The organism is Streptomyces sp. NPDC048734 (assembly GCF_043198675.1).
Classification (GTDB): domain Bacteria; phylum Actinomycetota; class Actinomycetes; order Streptomycetales; family Streptomycetaceae; genus Streptomyces.
Map to the genome: position 1 here is coordinate 161,267 of NZ_JBICUZ010000013.1, position 24,886 is coordinate 186,152.

Here is a 24,886-nt window from a genome sequence, read left to right on the forward strand (position 1 = left end):
CCGTCCCGGCGCGTGGGGACACCCGTTCAGAAATCATGAGAAGGGACCGTCATGCCTGTTTTCGACACTCCCAAGCCGATCTCCGTCACGATCGACATCAGCGTCGGTGACGTGCGGATCACTGCCGAAGACCGATCCGACACCGTCGTCGAGGTGCGGCCGACCGACGAGACCGACGGCTCGGACGTGAAGGCCGCCGAGCAGACGAGCGTCGAATACGCCGACGGTGTACTGGTGATCAAGGGCCCGAAGCCCCGGGCGATGGACTTCTCCCGGAAGACCCGCTCGGTGGACGTGTCGGTCGTGCTCCCTGTCGGTTCGCACGTGCGCGGCGAGGCGTCGGTGGGGGACCTGCGCTGCTCCGGCCGTCTCGGGGAGTGCAGGTACAAGACGTCCACCGGGCACGCCCAACTCGACCACATCGGTGCGTTGAACCTGAACACGGTGGGCCACGTCACCGTGGGCCGGGTCGACGGCGACGCCGAGGTCCGCACCACCGTCGGGCGGATCCGGATCGGGGAGATCGACGGAGCGGCCGTGGTCAAGGGCTCCAACGGCGCCGTCGAGATCGGCAAGGTCACCGGCGACATCGATGTCCGCTGCGCCAACGGCGACATCTCCGTCGACCACGCATGGGGCCTCAAGACCGACGTCGAAACCGCCAACGGCAGCATCCGGGTCGGGGAGGTGACCCGCGGCGCGGTCGCGCTCAAGACCGCGTCCGGTGACCTGGAGATCGGCATCGGTGCGGGCCGCCCGGCGAGGCTGGACCTGACCACGGGATTCGGGCGGGTGCACAACATGCTGGAGAACGCCGCCGAGTCGTCCGAGGAGTCGATCGAAGTGCGGGCGCGGACCTCCTACGGGGACATCTCGGTCCACCGCACCTGAGGAGCGACCGCCCCCGGTGAGGAGGACCGGCGCGACGTGACGCTCAGGACCGGGCGGCCCCGCGGGGCGGGGTGTTCCCGCCGGCCGACCGGGCCGACCGCGCCGTGGCGGATGTCCGGCCGGACGGGTGTTCCCGGACCGTCGGCGGGGTGCGGACCGCGTTCGCGCCCCGCCGGCACCTCCTCGGCCCGGTCCTGGCGCAGGCCGCGGCCGACGTCGGCATGCGCCCGCCGTACGTACGGGCCGGACCCGCCGCGGCGGTTCCGGTTCCACGGGGTGCCCGGGGGTCGGGCGGGTGCCGGTGCCGGGCCCGGACCGCTCGGCCTGCCCGCGTCGTCGTGACGGCTACCGCACCCAGCCGTTGAACTGCTGCTTGCCACGGGGGGTTCGCTTGCTGGTGGCCAGCGCCGCGGCGGAGGCTCGGATCATCCACGCGTTGACCGAGATGCCCTGCCGGGACGCCGCCTCCTCGATCTGTTCCTTCATCGCCTGCGGGGGACGGAAGTTGATCCGTGCCGTGGCGCCGCTCGTGGCGCTGCCGAGCGCTTCGGCCGACCAGTCGCTCGCCGCGTCACCGGCCTCGTCGGCGGTCTCCCCGGTGGGGCCGTCGTCACCCGAGGGCGGGGTCACCACGAAACTGGGCTCCATCCCCCTCAGGCGCAGGTCCACCGAGCCGGGCGCCAGGTCCCGGGTGATCTCGTCGGCCGCGGCCGACAGAACCTTGAGCAGCGTGAGCCGGACGGCCGACTCCAGCGGAGCGACGAGCCGCTCGGCAACCGCGCGAGTCTCGGCGTCTCCTGCCGCGGAGGCTGTGACCAGCTCGTGACGCAGCGCCTCGACATACTCCCTTAGTTCCATGGAATCATCATGGCACATCGATTGCGCCGCGCGGCGCCTGCTCGGCCCGGCCCGCACGCGACCCCTTTGCCCAGGTCAAACGTGTGCCGTGTACAGGCGAAACGTGTGGCGGTCGCGACCGGTCGGCCGGAGCTTTCCGCGGGACACCAGGCCTCCGGAGGCGGGTGAACCGCGTGGTCCGTCGCCACGAAGGATCGACAAGGTGCCATGAAGGTGCCAGATCGTGCGCATGCGCGGAGCGCGGCCGGCGGACACCACCGCGCATGCGCGGACGCGGGCCCGGAGAGCGGGGGAACGCCCGCTCCGGGCCCGCGGGGCGGCACCGGTGAACCGACGGGGGTGGCACAGGGCCGCGCTCGTGGCCGGCGCGCGACCGGTGGTGCCGTCGGCCGCCGTGCCGGATGCCGACGTCGTCCGTGTCGGGCGTGACGGCGTGTCGGTGCCGCAGGTGTGGCGCCGTACCGTCCCGGCGGGAACCCCGGAGAGCGGGCCCGGCCGGCCGCCGCCCGGTGCGGTGCTGAACGGGCGCGAGCGCGGTGCCCGGCGGCCACCGGACTCACCCGGCGCCGGAACGCTCCACCACGACGTCGCCGATCACGGTCTGGGCCCGGACCCGCACGACCTCGTCGGCCTGCTCGAACGCCCCGAGGAGCGAGAGGGACGTGTAGACGGTCCCCGCGGCGGAGTCGAGGGACAGGCGGGCTCCGCTGGTCTCGGCCACGCCGACCCGGATGCTGCCGAACGTGGTGGTGGCGACCACGGATCCCTGCACCACCTCCCCGACGTCGATGTCGCCGTGGGTCGTCCAGGCCTCCACGTCGGCATGCGCCCGGTCGATCCTGATGGCCCCCTTCTCGGCGTGCAGGCGGGCGGCACCGTGCGCCTCTCCCACGGTGGCGTCGCCCTCGCCCTTCACGCTGATCGTGGTGCTGCCCTCGATCAGCCCCAGGTGGACGTCGCCGCGGTCCGCCGTGACCTCGACGGTGCCGACCGCACGGTCGACGGTGATGTCACCGAGGGCGGCGGCCAGTCGCAGGCTGCCGGTGCGGTGGAGCCTGATGTGCCCCAGTCCGGTCCTGAGCCGGCACTCGCCCAGCTCTCCCACTCCGAGGAAGTCCGCCGCCGTACCCCCGCCCTGCAGGCTCGACCCGGTCGGCACGGCTATCACCACGATGACCGCGCCGTCGCTCGCGCCCGGCTCCGGGACGTTCACGAGCAGCCGGCCGTCGGCGTAGTCGACGTGCAGCTGCTCGGCTGCGTGCACGTCGTCCTCGTTGTCGATGTCGCGCGGATACGCCTCGACCACCGTCTCGGCGAGGTCACTCGCGATGATCCGGACCTGGCCGAACACCAGGCTGAGCACCACCCGGACAGGTGAGGGTGTGTCGAACGTCGGCATGGCGGGCCGCCTTCGGGGTGTCTGCGGCCGCCGGTCCGGTGTAGACGGCAGCCCGAACGACGCAGGTCCACGCTTCGTCGCGCGGGCTTGTCTCCGGTTCCGGGGCGCGAGCCACCGGTGCTCGGGCCCGCACCGCCGGGGAACGCAACGGGTTCTGGCCCGCCTCTACCATGTCGGACACCTCGTTCTCAGCCCTTCGCCGTGCGCGCGTCGCGTCGGACCGCGCGTCCTGTGTCTGTCTGGCTCCTGGCGCTCATCGAGGGCTCCTTCCGGCACTGGCGGAAGAGAACCGGTGGAGGCGCCCGCGGCTCGGGGCGCGACTTTCCACTGACGCCATGTGGTGCCATGTTAGCGCCATGTCGGGATGTCCGTGCCGGGAAGGCCGGGGAACTCCCTGGGCGGCGAGCGGAATCGGTCACGTACGCTCGGGCGCCGCCCTGGGGGTCGAGACGGAACCGCCACCCCGGGAAGGCCGGTTCGCGCACTCCCGTGGTGCCGGAGGTCCGGTCGCGCATCCCTGCCGTGGCGGCCCGGCAGCGTCGTTCCCGACGAGGGCCGACGAGGGCCGACGAGGGGCGGTCCGGGCGTGTGCCGGCGGCCCGGTGGTCGTCGGAGGCGATGAGTTGGCGCCAAAATCAAGTCGCCTGACATCCCGGTGCCCCCGGGTGTCCCCGGGTGCTGACGACGGGTGCCGCGGTTCCGGCCCTTCCCGGGAGCTCACGACACCGATCGTGTTCCGGCGGGGCGCCCGTCGTGCCGAGGCGCCCCGCCGTCCACGCCCGCCGTCCACGCCCGCCGTCCACGCCCGCCGTCCACGCCCGCCGTCCACGCCCGCCGTCCACGCCCGGCGCCGAGCCCCGGGACGCGGGGCCGCCGGGATCCGTCGGTACGCATCCGGTCCGACGCCGCCGCCGGGTCGCTCCCGTCGGTCCCCACCGGAGAGGACGACGTGACGGGTTGCGGTGGCGCCATCCCCGCACGCCACAGCCCTGCGAGGGTGTCCTCGAGGGTCCTGCGGCTCGGCCGCCCTTCGCGGGTGCGGGGAGACGCCGATGCCTTCCGGCCAACGTATGGCCGGGTTCGACCCGCCGTGGCGTTCGCCCTGAGGGAGCGTATTCGCAGGTCATAGCCATGATTCCGAGAGGGATTCGAACGGCCGGTGGCTCAGCGCCGCGTATCGTGCGCCAAAGTGGCACAGTTCGGTGGTGGACGTGTCGCCAAATGATGTCATCATGGCGCTATGGCGGTCGGGGAGGAGTCGCGCGACAGCAGGTCTCCGTGGCGCGGCGCTCCCCCTCACGCTCGCGGCGCTGCTGCACCCCGCGCACGTCGCGGAGGCCGGGCCCGCCACCCCGGCCGGCGTGCTGCCGGCGGTCCTGGTGTGCGCCGCACCGGCGCTCCCCGGGCGCCGCGGACGTGCCGCCCCTCGCCCGCGGCCGCGCCGCGGCCCTTCTGCGCGGCCCGGCCCGGCTCGCCCCGGCCGAGCCGGCGCCGTCCGTCGCGCCCCGAGGCCTTCCGCACGCCTCGCCCTCCCTACGTACCGACAGGAGTTGGATCACCTTGGCCACCTTGCTCTACCGAATCGGCCGCTTCGCCTTCCGGCGACGAGGTCTCACCGTCCTGCTGTGGATCCTGGTTCTCGGCGGGGCCGGCGTCGCCGCCTCGTCCGCGCCGCCCCCGCCCGCCGACACCTTCTCCATGCCGGGCACGGAATCCCAGAAGGCCTTCGACCTGCTGAAGGAGAAGTTCCCGGCCGCGAGCGCCGACGGCGCCTCGGCGCGGGTCGTGGTCCGGGCACCGGCCAACGAGAAGATCTCGGATCCCGAGACGAGGAAGGACGCGGCCGCGCTCGTCGCCCACCTGTCGAAGGCCCCGCAGGTCGTCGCGGCCTCCGATCCGTTCACCACGGACGCCGTCAGTGCTGACGGCACGACGGCCTACACGGTCGTCACGTACGAGGTCGCCGCCGCGGAGGTGTCCGACGAGGCGCATGACGCCCTGCTCAAGGCAGCCGACGACGCCCGCGCGGACGGGCTCGGGGTCGAGATGGGCGGCGACGCCGTCCCCGTGGAGCAGGCGATGGGCGGCACTGCCGAGGCCATCGGCATCGGCGTCTCCGCCCTGATCCTCCTGGTGACCTTCGGTTCGCTGGTGGCGGCGGGCATGCCGCTGCTCACCGCCGTCATCGGGGTCGGCATCGGCATCTCGGCGATCGGCGCCCTCGGCAGCACGCTCGGCCTGTCCTCGACCACCACCACCCTGGCCCTGATGATCGGTCTGGCCGTGGGGATCGACTACGCCCTGTTCATCGTCTCCCGCTACCGGGCCGAGATGGCCGAGGGCCGGGAACGGGACGACGCCGCCGGCCGGGCGGTCGGCACCGCGGGCTCCGCCGTGGTCTTCGCCGGCCTCACCGTCGTCGTCGCCCTCGCCGGTCTCGCCGTCGTCGACGTCCCGATGCTGACGAAGATGGGCCTGGCCGCGGCGGGCACCGTCGTGATCGCCGTCCTGGTCGCCGTCACCCTGGTGCCGGCGTTGCTCGGCTTCGCCCCGATCAAGGTGCTGCGCCGCAGGGACCGCAAGCGGATCACGGGCAGGCCGCTGTCCCGGCGCCAGCGCCGCAAGGCCGCGAAGCGGGTTGCCCGGCAGCGGCCGAACCTGGGTGCCCGGTGGGCGGGCTTCGCCCTGCGCCGACCCGTCCTCGTGCTGCTGTTCGGGGTGCTCAGCCTCGGCGCGGTCGCCGTGCCCGCGACCCGGATGGAGCTGGGTCTGCCCGGCGAGGGCACCATGGCCCCCGACACCACCCAGCGCAAGGCGTACGACATGCTGTCGGAGTCCTTCGGCCCCGGCTTCAACGGCCCTCTGCTGGTCACTGTCGAGGCCGACGACGCCAAGTCCGTGGGAGAGGACGTCGCCGCCGAGCTGTCCGACGAACCGGGCGTCGCCCATGTGGGCCGGCCGGCCCCCAACGAGGCGGGCGACACCGCGATCGTCAGCGTCGTACCGGACACGGGACCGACGGACGACGAGACGGAACAACTGGTCAAGAAGCTGCGTGCCGACCTCGCCGACCTCGGGCGCGCCCGGCACGCCGAGGTCCTGGTGAGCGGGCAGACGGCCATGTTCATCGACTTCTCCCGGACCCTCGACGACGCGTTGCTGCCCTATCTCGCCCTCGTGGTCGGTCTCGCCTTCCTGCTGCTGATCCTTGTCTTCAGGTCGTTCCTCGTGCCGCTGAAGGCCGCTCTCGGCTTCCTGCTGTCGGTCTCCGCGGCGCTCGGCGCCGTTGTGGCGATCTTCCAGTGGGGCTGGCTCGCCGACACCATGGGGGTCGACCAACCGGGCCCGATCATGAGCACGATGCCGATCATCATGATCGGCGTGGTCTTCGGCCTCGCCATGGACTACGAGGTCTTCCTGGTGACCCGGATGCGTGAGGCCCACGTCCACGGGGAGTCGACCCACCAGGCGGTCGTCACCGGCTTCCGGCACGGTGGCCGCGTGGTCGCCGCGGCCGCGCTCATCATGACGAGCGTGTTCTCCGGATTCATCATGCAGGACAACGACTTCGTACGGATGATCGGCCTCGGCCTGGCCCTGGCGGTCCTCTTCGACGCCTTCGTCGTCCGCATGGCCGTCGTACCGGCGCTCTTCGCCCTCCTCGGCGACCGCGCGTGGTGGCTGCCGAAGTGGCTCGACCGCGTGCTGCCCGACATGGACGTCGAGGGCGAGAAGCTGTCGCGCCGGCTCGCGTCGCCGGGGGACCGGCGCACGGCGCGCGCACCCGAGTACAGCCGCTGACGCGCGCCGTGGGAGCCCGACCGGTCGCGGAACCGGTCCCCACGGCCCGGGGGAGGTTTCCCGCGGCGCCGCTACGGCACCCGCCGTGCCGCGTCGCGGGACGGCACGGCGGTGAGCCCGTGCAGGCGCCGGTAGGTGTACGCGGCCGAGACGAGGGCCATGTGGTGGTACCAGCCGGGGAACGAGCGCCCCTCGAAGTCCAGCAGCCCGAAGTTCCGCTCCATGGAATCGATCGCGTCGTTCGTCCCGGTGTGCAGGGCGGCGATCGAGCCGACCTCCGCCAGGGTGTGATGGGTGAGGCTGGTGAGCCACAGCGGACCCGGGGTGCGGGCCGGCCCCATCTCGGTGAGGAGCCGGTAGGGAGGGCCGGGGGAGCGGCCGTGGAGGCTGCCCGGCAGACGGACGAGCGAGGTCCGGAAGCGTGCGGTGCGCTGTCGCCCGTCGGGCAGGGGGACGACGGCCGTCTCCGGGCTCTGCATGAAGACCAGGGTTCTCGCGCTCACGGATGCCGGGGAGCCCTCGCCGGCGGGCAGCACCGCCAGGTGCGGCGGCACCGCGACGACGAAGTCGCGGCGGCGCTTGGCGAGTCCGTGCAGCAGGAACCCCACGTCGGACTCGTCGCTCATGTCGACGAGGACGACGGAGGACGTGGAGTCCGTGCGGGCCGACAGCCGGTCGACGAGTCGCAGCGTGTGCGCCCACAGCGGCCGGTACCGCTCGAAGTCCGGTATGCGCGTGTCCCTGCGCCGTTCGGAGTCCTGCGTCCAGACCGTCGGCAGGTGCAGGCACCAGTCGACGGGAATCTGAGCGGTGCCCACGCACAGGAAGGAGCCCAGGCCCAGTTGGCAGTTGCGCGTACGGCCCGAGGACAGGTCGAAGTAGCGGTGGACACCCACCGACCGGTCACCGCGCTTGGGCAGCACGGCCCGGCCGATGGACCACACGGGCTCCGGTCGTCGGTGCGCCACCCAGTGGGTGAGCTCCTCCATGACCTCGTCGAAGTCCCACGGGCTGAGACTGACGAACTGGCGCAGCGACTGCACGACGGACGGGTCGCAGGAGATCGCGGTGGCGAGCCGGCGCAGCGACTTCTTGCCCGACGTGACGAGCAGCCCTTTCAGATAAGCGTGTGCGCACTTGCGTTGGTCGGTCCGGCGCAGACTCCTGAAAATCGTTCTGCTGAAATGATCCAGAAGTAATTCTGAACCGACGGAGTACGTCGCCTCTCGCGAGGCCGACGAGGTGTCCGCTTGAGTCGCATTCATGCGCAATAACTCCCCCGAGGTTACTGAGCGCTGCGGGGGAGAGTGTAGGGCGCGCTCCGGTGCGGCGCCACCGCCCGAGGCCGGCCGGCTCGCTTGCCGTGCCTCGTCTCCGCCTTCCACGCCGAGACGCGTTCGGGCGCCGTCCGCCGCCACCTGACCGACGTCCCGGCCCGGATCGCGACCGGAGCCCGCCGAGCCACCCTCCGTCTGGCCGAACACCGTCGCCGGGCCGATGACTTCACCGGTCCGTGGACAGCCACCGGTCGGCGCGTGCTCACCCGGACCACGCACTCGACCCGACCGCCCACGACCTGGAGGAACCGCGGACGCCCCGCACCGGACGGCCATCCGGCACACCGCGCTGCCGGCACTCCGGAAGATCATCCCGAGCGCACCATGAGCCAAATATCAGAATTCATGCGGTGGATCCAGGTCCAGATCACGCCAAACAGTGGACTCGACCACTGGCCCAAGGTCGTTCGAACTCCGCAAAGTAGTTCTCCATGGCGCCAAGATCCTTGAACTCGCCTCGATGGCCGGGATCTACTCGGGAGCGCGGCAGTTGGCCATCTCGACCTCAACGGGGGACCGCGCAATGCCCGGTTCATTCAGGTCGGCAGTACTCGTCTGCGGGCGGTGGTCGCTGTTTTTGGCATCCGTGTAAAAACGGGGTGAACGCTTTCCGTATCCGATGGAGAGTCGCCGCGGGCCCGCTCGGTCGATACGCGCGTAGACATGGAGGCGTGATGACTAATCATGTCGAGGACTGCAAGGATTCCAGAACACTCCTGTTCGACAGGGCCGCGGAGGCCGTGCCGAGGACCCGAAGAGCCGCAGGCGGGGGGGAGCCGCGGCGCGAGCAGGTGCTCACCACGAAGGTGGGGCTGCAGATACCCAAGGGCCTGGCCTTCGAGGAGTGGGAACGCGCCGGGCGCCAGCTCTCCGGGCTGCTCAACTCGTCGTCCTGGTGGCTCGGGGACTGGCTGGTCTACGGCAAGGACCACTACGCCGACCGTTACGAGCGCGGCATCCGCGCGGCCGGGCTCCAGTACCAGACGCTGCGCAACTACGCCTGGGTCTCCCGGCGGTTCGAACTGCACCGGCGGCGGTCCGGGCTCAGCTTCCAGCACCACGCCGAACTGGCGTCGCTGTGCGTCGACGAGCAGGAGGCCTGGCTCGATCGTGCCGAGCGGATGAAGTGGAGCACCAAGCAACTGCGCAACGCCATCCGGGCCCAGCGCGAGGGCACCCCGCAGGAGACGGACGCCGCGGCGGCGACGCGCCGGCTCGCCGTGCCCGACAACCGGCTCCAGTGGTGGCACAAGGCGGCGACCCAGGCCGGCACCGACTTAGGCGAGTGGGTGATGGCCACGCTCGACGCCGCCGCCGAGCAGGTACTGAAGGAGGCCGACCGGCAACCGCCCCCCGCGTGACCGGCTCACGGGCACCGGCCGGTGCGCGACGGTCGCGTCGGAGGCGGGCGGGTGTCCGTCCGCGCCGTTGAAGGTTCCGGGGTCCGCACGCGCGGAGGGGGTGCGGACCCCGGAACCACGGGGGAGACCGTCAGGGCAGGCGGTTCATGAGATCCGCCGTCTGCGCGTGCCGGGTACATCCGCGCGAGGCGAACGACCGCACCACCCGCTCGCGAATCTCGGGCCGCTGTTCCTGACTGAGTTTGAACATTGCCTCGGCCTTGGTCACCCGGACACGGAAAGCGCCCACGCCGGGCAGTATCTTGCGGAAATAGCCGACGGATTCGCCCATGTCCCAGCTGTAGCCGAATTCCTTCTCGAAGACCCGCACCGTCGCCTGTACGACGTCCAGCGTCTCCTCCGCCGACTCGATCTTCTCCACGACTCCGTGCACGTGCACCGAGGTGAAGTTCCATGTCGGGGCGGCCGGTGTGACGTCGTAGACGGTGGGCGAGACGTAGGCGTGCGGACCGGTGAACGTCAGCAGGATCACCGTCCCGGTGTCCAGTGCCTCCCAGTGCGGATTGGCGCGGTTCATGTGACCCAGCAGGGGCATGCCGGCCAGGTCCGCGGCGTTTCGTCCCTCCCACCGGGGGTCGGTGATGACCGGCAGGTGGGTGGCGAACGGTCCGTCGGCGGGAGCACCGTTGCTGGCCATCAGCGCCAACGGGTTGGCGCCCATCAGATCGACCATCCACGAGACGTCCGGTTCCCGGTAGTGGCTGGGGACGAACATGCGGCACTCACCTTTCGTGGTACGACGAGAACAATGACATTGCGGCGTCGAGGCCGTGAGGCGCGGCAATGATGCGGCGAATGGTCGACGAAACCGCTCTACTGTCCTGTTGGCAGGACAACGGGGGCCTCCATCGTGGACCGTCCGTCGCCTCCGGCGCAATGAAAGGAAGACCGGGAACGGAAAGAGGAATGCCGGAGGCGTCGATTCGGAGCCGTGACGAGTGCCCGTGCGGCAGCGGGTACTCGGGAAATGCCCCGCTCGACCCGCGGAAGGCATTCGTGGAAAACGAGCGGGCGGTCGGCTCGTCGGACGCGGACGCGGACGCGGACGCGGGCGCGCACGCCGACGCCCTCGGCCGGCCGGCCTGCCTGCAGACGGCACTCCTTGACGATGCGTGTCCCTCTCCCGCTCCGTGACGGGTGTCCGTCCCCCGGGCCGGCCCGGGGGGCGGCCCGACCTGCCCGGCGACCGGGACCTGTTCGACGGCGGCCCCGTGGGCGCGGGGCCCCGATGGCCCCGGTGCGGTGCTCCCCGTCCGAGGAGGTCCGGCGCGGCCGGGGCCGCCGAGCCGAGGCGGACGCCGGGGAAGGCGGCGACGGACCGCGGTATCACGCGTGGTCCGCGGGGTGCTCCGGACGGGGCGACGGGGCGGTCGCCCGGGCGAGCAGGCCGAGTGCGGCCTGCGACGGGGAGCCGGGTTCGGCGACGGCGAGCACGACGTGCCGTTCCTCGTCCTGCGGGGGACGCAGGCTCTGCTGCCTCACGGTGAGACCGCCGACCAGCGGGTGGTGCATCTCGTACACCGCGGAGTCGTACGGGCTGACCCCCGTGATCGGCCCACACGGCGGCGAACTCCGCACTCCGCACGGCCAACTCACCGACGAGGGGGGCGAGCAGGGCGTCGTCGGGGTGCGCCGCGGGGCGGGACCCGGCACGAAGCCGTGTCCCGCCCCGCGGGTTCCTGCCTCACCGTGCGCGTGGCGTCCCGGCGGGGACGCCGGGGGTCAGCCCTGCTTGAACGCCTCGACCAGGCTGGCCAGGCTGTGGCCGGCGTGGCCCTGCTCGACGCGACGCTCGATCAGCGCCTGGATGGCGGCCGGGAAGTCGCTGTTGATGCCGAGCTGCTTGCTCGTGGCGACCAGGTGCTCGATCGCGGCCTTGTTGACACCGAGGCTGGAGATCTCGGTGTCGAAGCTCGCCGAGTCGATCTCCTTGGCGCTCTGCGGGATCGACGGGGTGATGACGTGCTCGATCCAGGTCAGGGCGAACGGGGTGAACGCCTCCGCCGAGACACCGGCCGAGTTCACGAGGGCCACGGCGTGGAAGTAACCCGCGAGGCTCGACCACAGCAGCGACAGCAGACCGAGGTCGTAGATCATCGCGACACCGGTGTCCGCACCCAGGTACACGTTCGTGCCCGCGAGCGGCTTCAGCAGCTCCTCGTGCTCGGCGTACACCTCCTGGGCGCCGGCGTAGAAGATCAGGGCCTGGGGCAGGCCGATCATCTGCGGGACGGCCATGATGGCGCCGTCCAGGTAGCGCACGCCGTTCTGCTCGGCCCGGACGGCGAGCGCGCGGGCGTCCTCGGGGGTGCCCGAGGTGAGGTTGATGACCACCTTGCCCTTCAGCTCGTCGGTGGCACCGCCGAGCAGGTCGTTCAGCACCTCGTAGGTGGAGACGCACGCCACGACGACCGGGCTGGCGGCGATCGCCTGCTTGATGTCCGCGGCGAAGACGGCGCCCTGTTCGACGAGCGCGTCCGCCTTGTCAGCGGAACGGTTCCACACGGTGGTCGGATTGCCGTTCTTCACGAAGGCGGTGGCCAGGGCGGCGCCCATCATTCCCAGACCGAGAACGGTCACCGGACCCTGGTTCGTGTTCGACATTGACTTGCTCCTCGATTTTCTCTTCGGAATCACTACGCCACCGAAAGGCGGCGTACTACAGGAAAAGGCAGTCGGCGTCGGCGCGCTCCTGGAGGAAGCCGAGGCAGGTCTCGGAGAGCGTCTGGGCGGCCTCGGTCCTGCCGTGGGCCGACGCGATCCGGATCCGGGTCAGCGGGCGCTGCGCCTGGTCGGTGACGTTGCCGTACGCGAGCGGCTCGCCCCTGGCCGAAGCGCCAGGCGCCGTTGAGGAGACGGCCGCCCTCGGCGGGGACCATCTTCGCGGTCGGGGTGAAACCGCCGGAGACGCGCACCGAGCCGCCCGCGAAGATCTCCTCCCGGGCATCGGGCGGATACGGCGTGGCCATCCAGGTGCTGGAGATCCAGGCGACGGCCACCCGGCCGGTGGAGCCGCAGCCCCGGGAGATCCCGGTGATGATCTCGACCTGTTCCTCCAGCGGCAGCTCCAGGCCGCCGAAGTGCTTCGGCACGGCGATCCGGAAGACGCCGGCCTTCTCCAGGAGGTCGATGTTCCCCTGGACTGTCCAGCGCTGGTCCTTGGAGGCCACGCCGCTCCCCCGCAGGGTCGGCACGATTTCCAGGACCGCCTTGAGAATGTTTTCCGCTTCGGTGGACCTGACGGCCATACCAGCTCCTTGGTGATTTCGGCGGGGTTGAAAGGCATGGGCGTAGGCCAGCCAGTGCCATTGCCGTTCCGGGGGTCCGAAAAAATTGAGCGAGACCGGACCATCCCCCCCGCCACCAGCGAGTAACCGTCCCGTCCTCGCCAAGCTAACCAGAAGCTGACCAGACCCCCTGCCCCGTGCGGCCACCGAGCGCCCACCGGACGGTAACTCGCTGATCTACGGCAATCGCTAAACCTGCGGAGGAGGGCGGTCATCAGCCAATGGGAAATGGCCGATCGATTTCAGTCGATCGCAACTGGTGTGGTTTCCCGTTCAGGTGACCACAGCAGCGCTTGATTCCTGGACAACGGACCACGTTGTGTACGAGGGGACCGGGATGAAGCCCAAGAAAGAGACATTCTTCGGGGGAGCGCGCACCTCGCGTCGCGCGATAACTCGAGGCCGGCGCGGCCACGGGTGCGTCGGTCGCCGTCGGTGTCGCCTCCGCCCGCCCCGCCTTCGCGGCCGGGACGACCGAGGCCGGCCGCGGCTACGACGCGATCGTGATCGGCGGCGGCTTCACCGGAGTGTCGGCCGCGCGGCAACTCGAGGCCAGGGGCAAGCGCACGCCGACCCTCGAAGCCCGCGACCGCGTCGGCGGCCGGGTCTGGTCGAGCACGTTCTCGGGACTGCCGATCGAGTTCGGCGCGACCTGGGGCAAGGACGCCTACATCAAGGGAGGTTGGACCTTCCGGCCCCCGGGCGGCCGACTCGGTTCGCTGCGCGCCGTCCGGCAGCCGCACGGCCGCCTGGTCTTCGCGGGCAGCGACATCGCGACCGGCTGGGGCGGCTATGCGGACGGCGCCGTCGAGACCGGCGTCCGGGCCGTCGGCCTCGCGGCCGGCCTGACCGCCGCCGCGGCCCCCGCGACGAGCTGATCCCGGACGGATCCGGACCGGTCACCTCGCCGGGGAACGGGGTGGGTGACGGGCAACCGGCCGGGCGCGCGATCGGTTGAGGGGGATCGCGGTCGTCCGGCCGGCGCCCGTGGGGGCCGGTGAACGGGAGGTTCGCCAGGAGTTCGGTCTGCGGACGGACAACGTCCCGCCGCGGCGGACGGGTCGGCGCCGTCAGCGTCGGGAGAACCACCGACTCGTGGGGCGCCGAACACGGATCGCTGTGGTATTGGCTCGTCCTCTTAGTAGCATTGGCGGTGTTCCCGGCGTAAAGGGGGGTGAGCCCTGCGCCGCACGCCGACCATGCTGAGGGACTATGTGGTTCAGGGTGTTAGGTCCGTTGGAGGTCATATCCGGTGGGCAGCCCATCTCGCTGGGGGGCAGCAAACAGCGGGCGACGCTCGGATATCTCCTCCTCCACCCCAACCAGACGGTACCCATCAGCAAACTGCTGAAGGCCCTGTGGAGCGTCGAAGAAGCTCCGATGACGGCCCGCAAGATCCTGCAGAACTCGATCTGGAGCCTGCGCCGCAAACTCGTCACCGGCGCGGCCGCGGAAGCGCCCGTGGCGCTGCGCACCCAGCCTCCCGGCTACTCCCTGGACGTCGCCCTCGAACGCGTGGATCTGCACCTCTTCCACCGGTGGGTGCGCGAGGGCCGTACCCGACTGGAGGCGGGGGAACCCGACGCGGCGGCCACGCTGCTCAGTGACGCCCTGCAGCTGTGGCGCGGGCCGGCCCTCGCGGACCTGACCGAAGTCGGCCTGCTGTGGCCGGAGTTGACCACACTCCAGAACATGCGGCTGGACGTCCTGGAGGACGTCTTCGAAGCCCAGCTCGCCTGCGGGCGCCACTACGCGGTGCTCGGCGAGCTGGAGTCGCTGGTGGAGAACGAGCCGCTGCGCGAGCGCGCCTGCGGCCAGCTCATGCGTGCCCTGTACCGCTGCGGGCGCCAGTCGGACGCGCTGGGGGTCTTCAGCCGGCTGCGGGCCCAGCTGGTCGAGGAGCTCGGTCTCGAACCCAGCCGGGAACTCCAGCAGCTCCAGCAGGCGATCCTCACCCACGACCTCGCCCTCCAGCTCGTGCCGGCCCCCGGCGGCCCGTACTCCGTGCAGGGCACGGCGGACCTGTTGCCCAGCGCGATGGGGACGGCGTCCCGGCCGCCCGGTCCGCGCCCCGTCCCCGACAGCGCGGCCACCGCCTCGCCCCAGCCCTCCCTCCAGAACCCGGCCGCCCCCCGCCCGGACCACCACGACCCGGCGGGCGTCCGGCCCGCTCCCGTTTCGACCCTGACGCTCGCGGAGGCCCCGCTCCAGCCGCACAGCGCCAGATCCCCGACCGACGGCACGCTCCCGGCCCCGCCCCGGCCGCCCGTCCAGGGTTCGGGACCCGGGCCCGACCACCCGGCCCTGAGAGCCGTCCTCTCCGCCCCCGCCCCGGCGTCGCCCCCCAAGGCGCTGTCCCCCGTCAACGGTTCGGCGCCGAAGAACGACACGACGACGCACCGCGCCCCCGCCCGGGACCTGCCGAAGGCGGACACCGGCACCCCCACCGTCGCTTCCGCGGTGCGCAGCGAGGCCAGCCTCCTGCTGGTACGAGCCGAACCCGACCCCGCCTCGACCGAGGCCGGTGAGCTCGACGCCGTGATGGACGGGGTGGGCACCCTGATCCACCAGGAGATCGAGCGCTGCGGCGGTACGGTCGTCTTCTCGCTGCACGCGCTCACCCTCGCCCTGTTCCCGGCAGACCCGGACGACACCGGGTACCCGCTGCGCGCGGCCCGCGCCGCGACGGCGCTGCGCACGGCCCTGACCGCGTCCGCCTCACGCGCGGGCGCCCCCGTGACCGCCCGCACGGAGCTGCGCACGGCCGTCGCGACGGGTGCCGTGCTGGTGAGCCAGTCGCTCGGCGGCAGCAGGCCGCCCAGGGTCTACGGCGCCACGGTGAAGGAGTGCGAGGCGCTGCTGGCCCTGGCGACCTCGGACGGGACCCACGTCTGCGACCGCACGCGCGAGCAGACCAAGGAGCACTTCGCGTACGAGGAGATCCCGGGCACGCCCATCCGCTGGAGGCTGCTCGGACCCATCGGACCCGAGTCCGCCGACGACAACGCCCACCACCGCGAACTCGACCTGTTGCAAGGGGTGATGACCCACAGCAACCGCTGGTCCCAGCCGCACCTGATCACCGTGCTGAGCACCGAGGAAGCCCCCCGCCGCCGGATGCTCGACCAGCTGGGGGACTTCGCCGGCTCGGCACTCGACGGGGCCCAGGTGCTGAGCTGGAACGGCCAGGACGCCGCCGAGGCGGGCCCCTTCGGCCTGCACCGGGGGATCATCTCCAGGTTCTCGGGACTGTCGAAGTCCGACCCGCCCCGGGCGGTCCGCCGCAAGGTCAGCGCCACCGTCCAGCGCCTGGACGCCGGAAGGAGCTGCATCGACTGGCTGGTCGACCGCTGCACTTCGGTCCTCGAGACGTCGCACCGCTCGCCCGAGCAGCTGGGCGCCGAGGAGTGGCGGGAGGTCTGGCGGTACTTCCTGGAAGCCGTCGCCCACGACGGCCCGATCGTCCTGATCATCGACAACCTGCACCTGGAGGACACGGCGGCCAGGGAACTCGTCGGCCTCATCGCCCGGCTGCCCGTCCGTGTCCCCCTCACCGTCATCGCGGGCGCCGACCCGGAGCTCCTGCGCCACGCCGACTGGTCCTCGGACCGGCGCTCCGCCACCACGGTGCTGCTCGACAAGCCCTCCGACGACGAACTCGCCTGTTCGGACGAGGCCTGCCTGCCCGTCCGGTGAGGCGCTCCACCCGGAAGCGGCCGCCGACGACCACTGACGGGCATGTCGGGCATGTCGAGCACGCCCGCGTCCGACGGCTCCCGGACGAGCGCGAGCGCCCGTATGCCGTGCCCCTTGCGCACGCACGGGCGGGAAAGCCGCCGTCATCGGAATCCCGGCGACGTCGCCGGTGCGCACGGCGGTTCCCCGCCACTCTCCCGCCGTCCCGTCACGGGCCGGTCGACGACGACCACCCGCCGGGTGCCGACGTCGACGACGACCCGGCGGTCCGTCGAGCGGCGGCAGCCCTCCGGCCGTGCGGGGACGGAGCCGTCCCGGGCGGACGACGGCGTGCCGTCCCCACGGCGCGGACACCGACAGCCGTGCCGGCCCGCGGCGCACCGCGGGCCGGCACGACGAGGTGCCGCTGCCGAACGGCTGCCCGGTCCGCGGGCGCGCCGCGCAAGGCGGCGTGTCCACGGTTCCGGTTCGGTGCCGGCCGCCGGGCGGACCGGCACCGGCCCGTACGCGTGGTCCGCACGGGCCGGCGGGGAGGTCGAGGCTCCGAGCGCACGGCCGGCGCGGGGCGGGCACGCCGCTCCGTGAGGTCTTCCGCGGGCCGGACGCAGGGTTACGCCTCGTACCAGAAGATCCCGTCGAGGCCGTCCTGGGCGATGGTCCGGGTCATGACGTTCCCGTCCAGGACGTAGCGCGCGTGCGTGTCGGTGAGGAGGAAGTCGAAGGCGGCCGCGGGCGTCGTGGCGTCACAGGCCAGGTCGCCGCGGATGCAGAAGCGGGCGACCGGAATGCCCGCGAACCTCTCGGGGCCGGGTCCCGCGGACGTGAAGCCGAGGGCGCCCACGCCCTGGGGGACCTTGGCCCACATGCCGGTGCCGGGCTGCTTCGGGTCGGCGTACAGCATGCCGTTGACCAGTTCCCGCGGGATGCCGGTGGCGCCCGACGCGATGGTCTCCAGGACCGCGTCGGCGGCCTGCGCGCCCTGGGAGTAGCCGACGATCGTGAGCCGCGCGGTCGGGTCCTTGCGGTGGGTCTCCTCGACGGCGGCCAGGAGGTTGGTGTAGCCCTGGGCGACGCTGCTGTCGTAGCTCGGCGCGAACAGGTCCGGCGTGTTGCGGCCGTTGAGCCAGGGGCCGGCGGAGGCCGGGTAGCAGACGGGGACGGGCGTGCCCCCGTCCAGGTGCCGGTTGGCGTAGCCGAACGTGATGGTGCAGCCGGGCGCGTCCGCCGCGGAGCCGGTGCCGCCGAGTTCGATGTAGTAGTGGTGCGGGGCCTCCTCGGCGTGGGCGACGGCGGGCGTGAGGGCGGCGGCCGCCGCCAGCACCGTCGTCAGGACGACGGCCCTGGCACGGCGGGCGAGTCGGCTGGTCTTCGACATGGGGTCCCCCCGGGATCGATGGTGTTCTGATGGCCGGTGCACCGGTGACGGACCTCTCGGCGCACCGGTGACGGATGTTGGGCAACGGCGATGACATCGCGATGAAACCGGAGCCGGTGGCGGCTCATCCGCGTCGGTGGGCCCGGGCGAGGTGGCTCTGCAGCCGGGCGTGGCGGAACTGGTAGACCGCGCCGGCCCGGCGCAGGACGCCGCGCCGGTAGGCGTCGTCGAGGAAGGCGACGACGGCCCAGGGGAGGCGTCCGGTCAACGGCAGCCAGAGGCGGGAGAACACGCACCACTGGCCCCAGGCGGTCATGCTCAGGGTGTAGCCGAGAGCGCCCCCGACACCACTGACGGCGCCGATCGTGATGCGGCCCGCGGTGTCCAGGATCAGCAGGCCCAGGTGCCCCTGCAGCAGGTCGACCACCACCCCGACCCCGAGTCCGACCGTCACGCCGAACACCAGTGCCCAGAAAGCCAGTTGGGTGAGGGTTGTCCGTCGGTCGGCGTTCAGGACACTGCGCGGGCTGACGGCGGAGGCGATGTCGAGGGGGGCTTCGAGGAGGCCGAGGAGGCAGAAGGTGAGTCCGGCGGCGCCGCCGAAGGCAAGGCCCAGGACGATCGCGTTCACGAGTCCGGCCTCCAGCGCGGACGAGAGCCCGGCCTGCCAGCGGTAGGCGTTCACCAGACCGATCGAGAATCCGTACATGCAGCCGAAGGCCGTGCCGGCCAGCGTGCCGAGCACCAGCCGCGGGCCGGCCGTCCACCGGGGCGGACCGGACCGGCCCCGGATCCGCAGGCGCACGGCGGACGGTGCGACCGCCTTGCCCAGGACCGTGTACGCGATCCAGTGCACGGCCCCGAACAGCAGGCCGGCCAGGAGCCCGACGGACGCCGCGTCCACGAGGCTCGGGAGGCGCGGGAGGTAGAAGAGGGCGGGGACGACGTCGAGGGCTCCGATGACCACTCCGGTGACGAGGGCGGTGACCAGGACGCGGGTGGAGGTGCGCAGGCCGTCACCGAGCCGCCACCACGCCAGGTCGGGCGTCCCGCGCTCCGTCAGGTGGTGGGCGAGGTGGCCGAGCCAGCGCCGGGCGCGGTCCGGGTCCCATTCCCGCGAACCCGGGCCGGGGCGGCGGCCGTAGACGGTGGGGAGGAAGTCGTCGAGCAGGTGTTCCTCCAGCTCCTGCGCACTGGCGAACCTCTCGGTGTCGAGCAGGGCGGCCGGATCGTGGTCCGGGGTGTCGCTGTAGACGGTGCGGGCGAGCGCCACCATCAGCGGGGTCGACAGGACGGTGGCGAGCGGGGCCGCCGCCCCGTCCGGCGACGGCTCGCGCAGGTGTTTCAGCACGGTGTCCCAGGCGCCCGCCGCGGGGTCCGCGCGGTCGGTCTTGCGGGTGGTGCGGGGGAGGTAGTGGTCCAGGTCGTCGAGGGTGAGGTCGACGAGTTCGACCGGCGCGGCGGAGGTCAGGACGTCGGTCTCCGCCACCGCGGCGGCGTACTCGGCGGGACGGCTGGTGAGCAGCAGGGGGAGGGTGGTGGCGTTGAGGGCCTCGAGCGCGGGGCGCCGCAGCCCGTCGGCCATCTCGTCGAATCCGTCCAGCACCGGCAGGACGCGGCCGGAGTCGACCAGCGCGCCCGCCAGGCTCACCCCGCCCGGCCCCCGGGCGGCCGTGCCGGGGTGGTCGCGCGTCAGCCGCTCGGTCAGCCAGTCGCGCAGGGTGCGGGCGGTGGGGTCCCAGGCGCCGATGCTGAAGATCACCGGGACGGGCTCGTCCGGCGTCCGCGACGTCAGGTGGTCGAGGACGAAGCGCAGGGTCAGGACCGTCTTCCCGGACCCGGACCTGCCGAGGACCACCAGCCGCCCGGAGGGGACGCTCCGGTAGGTCCGTGCGATCTCCTCCAGCCGGCCGTCCAGGTCCAGGGGGCCGCTCGGGGCTCCCGGCGGGAGGCGGCGGATGTTGGCCCAGTGGTCGGTGAGCGCCTCGGAGGCGGCCTTCCAGCGGACCGGCAGCGGGTAGGGGTCCTGGATCCGGCGCTGTTCCTCCTCGCGCTGCCAGCGGGCGGCCACCGCCTTCGCGAGCTGTTCGGCCGCGTCCGCCAGCGCGTGGTGCGCCGCGGGTGCCGGCGGTGACGCGGTGGGGGACTCGGACGCCTGTTCCCGCGTCCCCGGCCCGCCGGCCGGCTGTCGTACGGCCGACGGCCCGGACGCTCGTTCGTCCGTCCCCGGCCCGGAGGCCGGCTCGGACACCTGTTCCCGCAGTCCCGGTCCGCCGACGGCACCCACGTCGCCGTCCGGGCGTCCCGGGACGGCGGCGCGCAGTAACTCCTCGCGGCCTTCGCGGCCGAGGGCGAGCCCGTCCGCCAGGCTCTGCACCGTCGTCATCCGCGGATTGCCGCGCTTGCCCCTCTCCAGACCGCGAATGGTGCTCACACTGATCCCGGAGAGCCGCTCCAGCTCCTCCTGGGTCAGCCCCGCCTTCTCGCGCAGTCGTCGCAGGACCATGCCGAACTCACTGGCCACAAGTCACGGCCTTCCCCCTGAGTTGTCGGTGTTTCAGCAGGTGAGGACTCTAACGCGGAGACCGGTCACATATGGCCGGTTCAATGCTCTGTCCACATTTCCTGCACCGCGGCCAGTCTCGACGCCATCGACGTGATCGACCGGCCGAGCGGATCGACCGGTCCGGAGAACAGGGAGTCGCCATGCCGACGACGACCGCGGCCCGGGGCGTCCCGGGCGCCACGGTCCTCACCACCGACGAACGCGAGGTGCTCTACGCACTCGGGTGCGGCCTGGGGGACGCCGAGATCGCCGACGCCCTCGCCCTGCCCGCGCACGCGGTGGGCGAGCGGATCGGCCGCGTCCTGGAGAAGCTGGGGCTGAGCGACCGGGCCGCCGCCGTCGTGCACGCCTTCGACTGCGGTCTGGTCGTACCGGGACAGGGCCCGCGCAGGCAGCCGCGGGCGCCGGGGAACACCACGGGACGCCGGACGGACGCCGGGTCCGGCCCCTGGCTGCGGGTGTCGCTGCTCGGCCCGTTGCGGACGACGCTCGCGGGACGGCCCGTGGACGCCGGCCCCCTGCGGCAGCAGGCCGTCCTGGCGGCGCTGGCGCTGGGCGCGGGCCGCTCCGTCAGCCGGCGGCAACTGCTGGACGGCGTGTGGGGCGAGGAGATGCCGGACGGCAACGTCGTCCCGGTCTACGTGTACCGGCTGCGCAAGAGCCTGCGCCTCGGGGAGCAGCGCCCGGACTCGGTGATCCGGCGAGACCGGTACGGCTACGGGCTGGTCCGCGGCGTCGCCGAGGTGGACGTGCTGTGCGTGGAGGACCTCGTCACCCGGTCCGGGCAGGCCGAACGCGCCGGCGACCTGCCCGAGGCCGTACGGCTGTGCGCCCGGGCGCTGGAACTGTTCCGCGGGGAGCCGCTGGCCGGACTGCCCGGCCCGCTGGCCGAGTCGGAGCGGCTGCGGCTCGCCGGACGCCGGGTCGCCCTGGCCCGGCGGAAGGCGGACTGGCAGCTGGCGCTCGGCCGGCACGCCGAGGCGATCGCCGAACTGTCCGCCCTCGCCCTGGAGGAGCCGCTGGACGAACCGGTCGCCGCGACGCTGATGCACGCGCTGCGCCACGGCGACCGGCGGGCCGAGGCGCTGGCCGTCTTCGACCGCACCGCGCGGCGCCTCGCCGGCGACCTGGGGGTGGCACCGGGCGACGTGCTGCTGCGGGCACGCCGGGCGGTCCTGCACGGGGACGCCGCCGGCACCGGCCGTGTCCGGGCGGGCGCGGCGTGACCGGGGCGGCCGCCGGCCACGGACGCGACGAGGAACTGCTGCTGGCGCGGATCTCCGCGGCCGCCGGCCGGGCAGGGCTCGGCAGGCGACGCGCCACCTACCGGGCACCGGACACCGGGCCGGGCACCCGGTGGGCCGCCGTCGGCGCGGTCGCGCGGCGTCTGCTGCGGGCCGTCGGCGGGCCGGCCCCGGGGACGGGCGCGCGGCTGGACCTGTACGAGCACGGGATCACGGCGGTGCGCGGCAGTCGGATCCACGCCGTCCGCTTCGACACCACGGTGGTGCGCCGGTGCAGGGTGCCGTCCGCGCGGGGCGTCACCCGCGCCCTGGTCCTCGTCGACGTCGACGGCGAGCGGATCGTGCTGCGCCACGGCGACTTCGGCCGGCCCCGGGAATGGTGGCCCGGGATCCGCCGGGCCGTCACCGACGCGCAGGTGCCGCGGGCCCTGGCCGCGCTGGGCCGGGGGGCACGGCTGGACTTCGGCCCCGTGTGGATCACCGGGGAGGAGGTCGGTTCCGGCGGGACGGCGCTGCGCTGGGCGCAGGTCCGGCGGATCGAGGTCCTCGACGGTTCCGTCACCGTCCACGCCGTCGGCCGCCGCCGGGTGTGGGCCGCCGTCACCGGGATCCCGAACCCGTGCGTCCTGCGGGCCCTCACCGAACACCTGACCCGCGCCGGGCGGGACGACGACTGAGCCGCGGCCCTTCCCCGAGCGGACGCGCAGACGCGCAGACACAACAGACGTAACAGACACACGGACACAGGAGTACGGCGATGGAAGCGGAACTGACGGCACTGGTGCAGCTGGCCGCGTCGACGGTGGTCGGCGCGATGGCCACGGCCGGCTGGGAGAGCGCGCAGCGGGCGATGGGCGGGCTGTGGCGCCGGGTGCACCCCGAGCGGGAGGACACGGTGCTGGCCGAACTGGACGAGGCACGCGCCGAGGTGCTCGACGCCCGGCGGACCGGGGACGAGGGGGCCGAGCGGGAACTCGTCGGCGAATGGCGGACGCGGCTGCGCCGGCTGCTGGCCGCCCACCCCGAGATGGTGCCCGAGGTCCGGGCCGTCGTCGACGAGTTGCTGCCCGTGGTCGAGAAGGAGGAACCGCGCTCCGGCGGCGTCCACCTGACCGCGCACGCGTCCGGGCGGTCGCGCGTCACCATGGCCGGTCGCGACGTCAACATCACCGGGGGGTGACCGTCGTGAACTCCGCAGGAGCCCCGGACGGCTCCCGCCGGGACGGCGCCGACGGTGGTGGGACACACATCAGCGCACAGGCGGACGGCCGGTCCAGGGTCACCATGGCCGGCCGCGACGTCAACAGCACCTACGTCGTCAGCGCCTCGTCGGCGGCGCTCGCCGCCCTCGTGGGCCTCGTGCTCCTCGTGGGCGTGTGGCAGCCGTGGCAGGAGACGGCCGCGACCGGCGAACGGGACCGTGCGCGGACCTCGACGGGACCGGAGTCCCCCGGCGGGGCCTCCGCCCGGCCCGCACCGGACCGGGAGCCCGCGCCCACCGGCGGCGACGAGGAGGAGGAGCCGCCGGAACCGGAGGAGCCGGAGACGTCTCCCGGTGATTCCCCGGCCCCCGACCCGCCGGACCCGGACGACGCGGCCTTCGCGTCCGTCGGGGTCGGCACCTGCCTCGGCGCGTACGACGCCGGCTGGGGCGAGCTGAACCAGGAGCGGCCGACCGCCGTCGACTGCGGTGCCGGCTTCGCCTTCACGAAGGTCACCATGGTGACGACGGCCGCGGCGAACTGCCCCGCGGGCGTCGGCCGGTGGGGCTGGGGCCACGTCAACGACGACGGCTCGCTCATCGCCCTGTGCCTGGACCGGGTGTACGCGGCGGGACAGTGCTTCCCCGCGATCCTGAAGAGAGGGGCCGACGGGTCCCTCAACGGCCAGGGCCGGCTGTTCACCGTGTGGGGCTGCGACCGGACGGACGTGCCGGACGGCTACAACGCGGTCATGGTGATCACGGCGGTGCTGAGCAGCCGCAACTGTCCCGAAGTCACCGGCAGGCAGACGCTCTCGTGGGACGTCTTCAACGGCGCGAGGACGATCTGCGCGGTGCAGCGGACGAACTGATCGTTCTGCCGCCCGGGAGGGGCGGCAGAACCCTCACCTCACGTACGACCGCCTCCCTGAGGAACCCCGCCCACGCCTCACGCGACACACGGACGACGGGGCCGGTCACGGCCTTGGAGTCCCGGATGCGTACGACTCCCATGTCGGGTGCGACCTCGACGCAGTCGCCGCCCTCGGTTCCGCTGTAGCTGCTCTTGAACCAGGCGAGGTCGGACGCGGCGGCCGATGACTCAGCGGTGTTCACATGGTCCAAGGCCGGGCGCCGCATGGCGAGCAGTGCTCGCATGTACTCCTCGGTCTGAAGCAGACCTTTGACCACGAGTGCGTCATACGCGAGCAGTTCGATGGCCTCCTTCTCCAGCTTCGCCATCCCCTGGAAGAACACCGGATACCGAGCCCGCTCCACCTGCTCCTTCCACACCGTGAGCAACCCGCCGGCGTCCAGGACCTCGTCCGCCCGCTCGATGGTCCGGGGAGAGGGATCCGCCGCCCCTGCTCGTACGACGCGACCGTGGACGCCGAGTATCCGATCCGCCGTCCGAACTCCTCGCGCTCCAGCCCCGCCCGCACCGCAGCGTCTTCAGCGTCTGCCCGAACGCGGTGACCACCCCCTGGCCGGACGTGTCCGCCGCCGCCTCTCCCGCGTCGCCTGCCACCACGGCCTCGGCCCCTTCGTCCGTACCTTCGGTCGTCGCCACCACCTCCCCGACCCAACGCGCGTCCCGGCGAAGTCGTCACGCCGCGCGTCTCGTACACGGACCGCCACCCCGCGTACAACGAGCCGCGGCGGTGCGTCACCAGTGGTCGATTCCGGCCGTGTGAGCCGTTCCGTGGAAGTTCGGGGGAATGGTCGGCGTGGTCGGGGGTAGGCGCGCCCTTGCGGGGAAGACGGGCCGGCGAGTGCTGGGCCGGTGACGCAGTGGACGATTGGGAGGGGC

The 24,886-nt window shown here is 72.7% G+C and carries 18 protein-coding genes and 2 pseudogenes; 9 read left to right on the plus strand and 11 right to left on the minus strand.

Annotation, left to right across the window (positions count from 1 at the left end; translation table 11 throughout):
- Nucleotides 1-51 precede the first annotated feature (51 nt).
- A complete protein-coding gene (locus tag ACGFQC_RS28860; RefSeq protein ID WP_363090097.1) occupies nt 52-891 on the plus strand; it encodes a DUF4097 family beta strand repeat-containing protein in 840 nt (279 codons plus the stop codon).
- A 345-nt stretch (nt 892-1,236) separates the two neighbouring features.
- On the opposite strand, the gene ACGFQC_RS28865 is transcribed toward ACGFQC_RS28860, so the two are convergent.
- Both ACGFQC_RS28865 and ACGFQC_RS28870 read right to left on the minus strand, forming a co-directional pair.
- On the minus strand, nt 1,237-1,749 hold the full coding sequence (locus ACGFQC_RS28865) for a hypothetical protein (protein WP_363090096.1): 513 nt from the start codon (nt 1,747-1,749) through the stop codon (nt 1,237-1,239).
- A 556-nt stretch (nt 1,750-2,305) separates the two neighbouring features.
- A complete protein-coding gene (locus tag ACGFQC_RS28870) occupies nt 2,306-3,148 on the minus strand; it encodes a DUF4097 family beta strand repeat-containing protein (protein WP_363090095.1) in 843 nt (280 codons plus the stop codon).
- A gap of 1,560 nt (nt 3,149-4,708) precedes the next feature.
- Between ACGFQC_RS28870 and ACGFQC_RS28875 the strand changes: the two genes are divergently transcribed.
- Nucleotides 4,709-6,949 (plus strand): MMPL family transporter, encoded by a 2,241-nt coding sequence (locus ACGFQC_RS28875; RefSeq protein WP_363090094.1) that lies wholly within the window; start codon nt 4,709-4,711, stop codon nt 6,947-6,949.
- Between the two features lie 71 nt (nt 6,950-7,020).
- On the opposite strand, the gene ACGFQC_RS28880 is transcribed toward ACGFQC_RS28875, so the two are convergent.
- Nucleotides 7,021-8,214 carry a transposase gene (locus ACGFQC_RS28880; protein WP_363090093.1) on the minus strand — a complete coding sequence of 398 codons (1,194 nt, stop codon included), beginning with the start codon at nt 8,212-8,214 and terminating at the stop codon, nt 7,021-7,023.
- Between the two features lie 746 nt (nt 8,215-8,960).
- Between ACGFQC_RS28880 and ACGFQC_RS28885 the strand changes: the two genes are divergently transcribed.
- Nucleotides 8,961-9,647 (plus strand): LmbU family transcriptional regulator, encoded by a 687-nt coding sequence (locus ACGFQC_RS28885; protein WP_363090092.1) that lies wholly within the window; start codon nt 8,961-8,963, stop codon nt 9,645-9,647.
- 130 nt (nt 9,648-9,777) lie between these two features.
- Here ACGFQC_RS28885 and ACGFQC_RS28890 read toward each other — a convergent pair whose 3' ends face one another.
- From ACGFQC_RS28890 to ACGFQC_RS28905, 4 genes are all read right to left on the minus strand, one after another.
- On the minus strand, nt 9,778-10,422 hold the full coding sequence (locus ACGFQC_RS28890; RefSeq protein WP_363090091.1) for an FMN-binding negative transcriptional regulator: 645 nt from the start codon (nt 10,420-10,422) through the stop codon (nt 9,778-9,780).
- A gap of 611 nt (nt 10,423-11,033) precedes the next feature.
- Nucleotides 11,034-11,228, minus strand: coding sequence for a hypothetical protein (locus tag ACGFQC_RS28895; protein WP_363090090.1), 195 nt, complete (start codon nt 11,226-11,228; stop codon nt 11,034-11,036).
- Between the two features lie 201 nt (nt 11,229-11,429).
- The gene (locus ACGFQC_RS28900; RefSeq protein WP_363090089.1) at nt 11,430-12,311 is read right to left on the minus strand and encodes an NAD(P)-binding domain-containing protein; all 882 of its coding nucleotides are present in this window, start codon (nt 12,309-12,311) and stop codon (nt 11,430-11,432) included.
- 32 nt (nt 12,312-12,343) lie between these two features.
- Nucleotides 12,344-12,955: a hypothetical protein gene (locus ACGFQC_RS28905; RefSeq protein WP_363090088.1), complete on the minus strand. Its 612-nt coding sequence runs from the start codon at nt 12,953-12,955 to the stop codon at nt 12,344-12,346.
- A 542-nt stretch (nt 12,956-13,497) separates the two neighbouring features.
- Here ACGFQC_RS28905 and ACGFQC_RS28910 point away from each other — a divergent pair.
- Entirely contained in the window at nt 13,498-13,872 is a 375-nt protein-coding gene (locus ACGFQC_RS28910) for an FAD-dependent oxidoreductase (RefSeq protein WP_363090087.1), read from the plus strand.
- Nucleotides 13,873-14,230: 358 nt separating this feature from the next.
- Nucleotides 14,231-16,690, plus strand: a complete 2,460-nt coding sequence (locus tag ACGFQC_RS28915) for a BTAD domain-containing putative transcriptional regulator (RefSeq protein WP_363090086.1) — start codon at nt 14,231-14,233, stop codon at nt 16,688-16,690.
- A 610-nt stretch (nt 16,691-17,300) separates the two neighbouring features.
- On the opposite strand, the gene ACGFQC_RS28920 is transcribed toward ACGFQC_RS28915, so the two are convergent.
- Together ACGFQC_RS28920 and ACGFQC_RS28925 are read right to left on the minus strand one after the other, a co-directional pair.
- Nucleotides 17,301-18,065 (minus strand): PE-PPE domain-containing protein, encoded by a 765-nt coding sequence (locus ACGFQC_RS28920; RefSeq protein WP_363090085.1) that lies wholly within the window; start codon nt 18,063-18,065, stop codon nt 17,301-17,303.
- A gap of 124 nt (nt 18,066-18,189) precedes the next feature.
- A complete protein-coding gene (locus ACGFQC_RS28925) occupies nt 18,190-20,589 on the minus strand; it encodes a helix-turn-helix domain-containing protein (protein ID WP_363090084.1) in 2,400 nt (799 codons plus the stop codon).
- 182 nt (nt 20,590-20,771) lie between these two features.
- On the opposite strand from ACGFQC_RS28925, the gene ACGFQC_RS28930 reads away from it, so the two are divergent.
- The 4 genes from ACGFQC_RS28930 (at nt 20,772) to ACGFQC_RS28945 (ending at nt 23,948) form a co-directional block, all read left to right on the plus strand.
- Nucleotides 20,772-21,857 (plus strand): BTAD domain-containing putative transcriptional regulator, encoded by a 1,086-nt coding sequence (locus ACGFQC_RS28930; RefSeq protein WP_363090083.1) that lies wholly within the window; start codon nt 20,772-20,774, stop codon nt 21,855-21,857.
- Nucleotides 21,854-22,552, plus strand: coding sequence for a DUF6585 family protein (locus ACGFQC_RS28935; RefSeq protein ID WP_363090082.1), 699 nt, complete (start codon nt 21,854-21,856; stop codon nt 22,550-22,552). Before ACGFQC_RS28930 ends, ACGFQC_RS28935 begins: the two co-directional genes overlap by 4 nt.
- Nucleotides 22,553-22,632: 80 nt before the next feature.
- Nucleotides 22,633-23,055: a hypothetical protein gene (locus ACGFQC_RS28940; RefSeq protein ID WP_363090081.1), complete on the plus strand. Its 423-nt coding sequence runs from the start codon at nt 22,633-22,635 to the stop codon at nt 23,053-23,055.
- A 5-nt stretch (nt 23,056-23,060) separates the two neighbouring features.
- The gene (locus ACGFQC_RS28945) at nt 23,061-23,948 is read left to right on the plus strand and encodes a hypothetical protein (protein ID WP_363090080.1); all 888 of its coding nucleotides are present in this window, start codon (nt 23,061-23,063) and stop codon (nt 23,946-23,948) included.
- A 58-nt stretch (nt 23,949-24,006) separates the two neighbouring features.
- On the opposite strand, the pseudogene ACGFQC_RS28950 reads toward ACGFQC_RS28945, so the two are convergent.
- Nucleotides 24,007-24,192 (minus strand): annotated as a pseudogene (locus ACGFQC_RS28950) (DUF397 domain-containing protein); the annotation flags it as partial.
- Between the two features lie 3 nt (nt 24,193-24,195).
- A pseudogene (locus ACGFQC_RS28955) lies at nt 24,196-24,607 on the minus strand (Scr1 family TA system antitoxin-like transcriptional regulator); the annotation flags it as partial.
- Nucleotides 24,608-24,886: the final 279 nt, after the last annotated feature.

Coding starts and splice junctions, on each gene's coding strand:
- ACGFQC_RS28860 (WP_363090097.1), top strand. CDS start 52: ATGCCTGTTTTCGACACTCCCAAGCCGATCTCCGTCACGATCGACATC.
- ACGFQC_RS28865 (WP_363090096.1), bottom strand. CDS start 1,749: ATGGAACTAAGGGAGTATGTCGAGGCGCTGCGTCACGAGCTGGTCACA.
- ACGFQC_RS28870 (WP_363090095.1), bottom strand. CDS start 3,148: ATGCCGACGTTCGACACACCCTCACCTGTCCGGGTGGTGCTCAGCCTG.
- ACGFQC_RS28880 (WP_363090093.1), bottom strand. CDS start 8,214: ATGAATGCGACTCAAGCGGACACCTCGTCGGCCTCGCGAGAGGCGACG.
- ACGFQC_RS28885 (WP_363090092.1), top strand. CDS start 8,961: ATGACTAATCATGTCGAGGACTGCAAGGATTCCAGAACACTCCTGTTC.
- ACGFQC_RS28890 (WP_363090091.1), bottom strand. CDS start 10,422: ATGTTCGTCCCCAGCCACTACCGGGAACCGGACGTCTCGTGGATGGTC.
- ACGFQC_RS28900 (WP_363090089.1), bottom strand. CDS start 12,311: ATGTCGAACACGAACCAGGGTCCGGTGACCGTTCTCGGTCTGGGAATG.
- ACGFQC_RS28905 (WP_363090088.1), bottom strand. CDS start 12,955: ATGGCCGTCAGGTCCACCGAAGCGGAAAACATTCTCAAGGCGGTCCTG.
- ACGFQC_RS28920 (WP_363090085.1), bottom strand. CDS start 18,065: ATGTCGAAGACCAGCCGACTCGCCCGCCGTGCCAGGGCCGTCGTCCTG.
- ACGFQC_RS28930 (WP_363090083.1), top strand. CDS start 20,772: ATGCCGACGACGACCGCGGCCCGGGGCGTCCCGGGCGCCACGGTCCTC.
- ACGFQC_RS28940 (WP_363090081.1), top strand. CDS start 22,633: ATGGAAGCGGAACTGACGGCACTGGTGCAGCTGGCCGCGTCGACGGTG.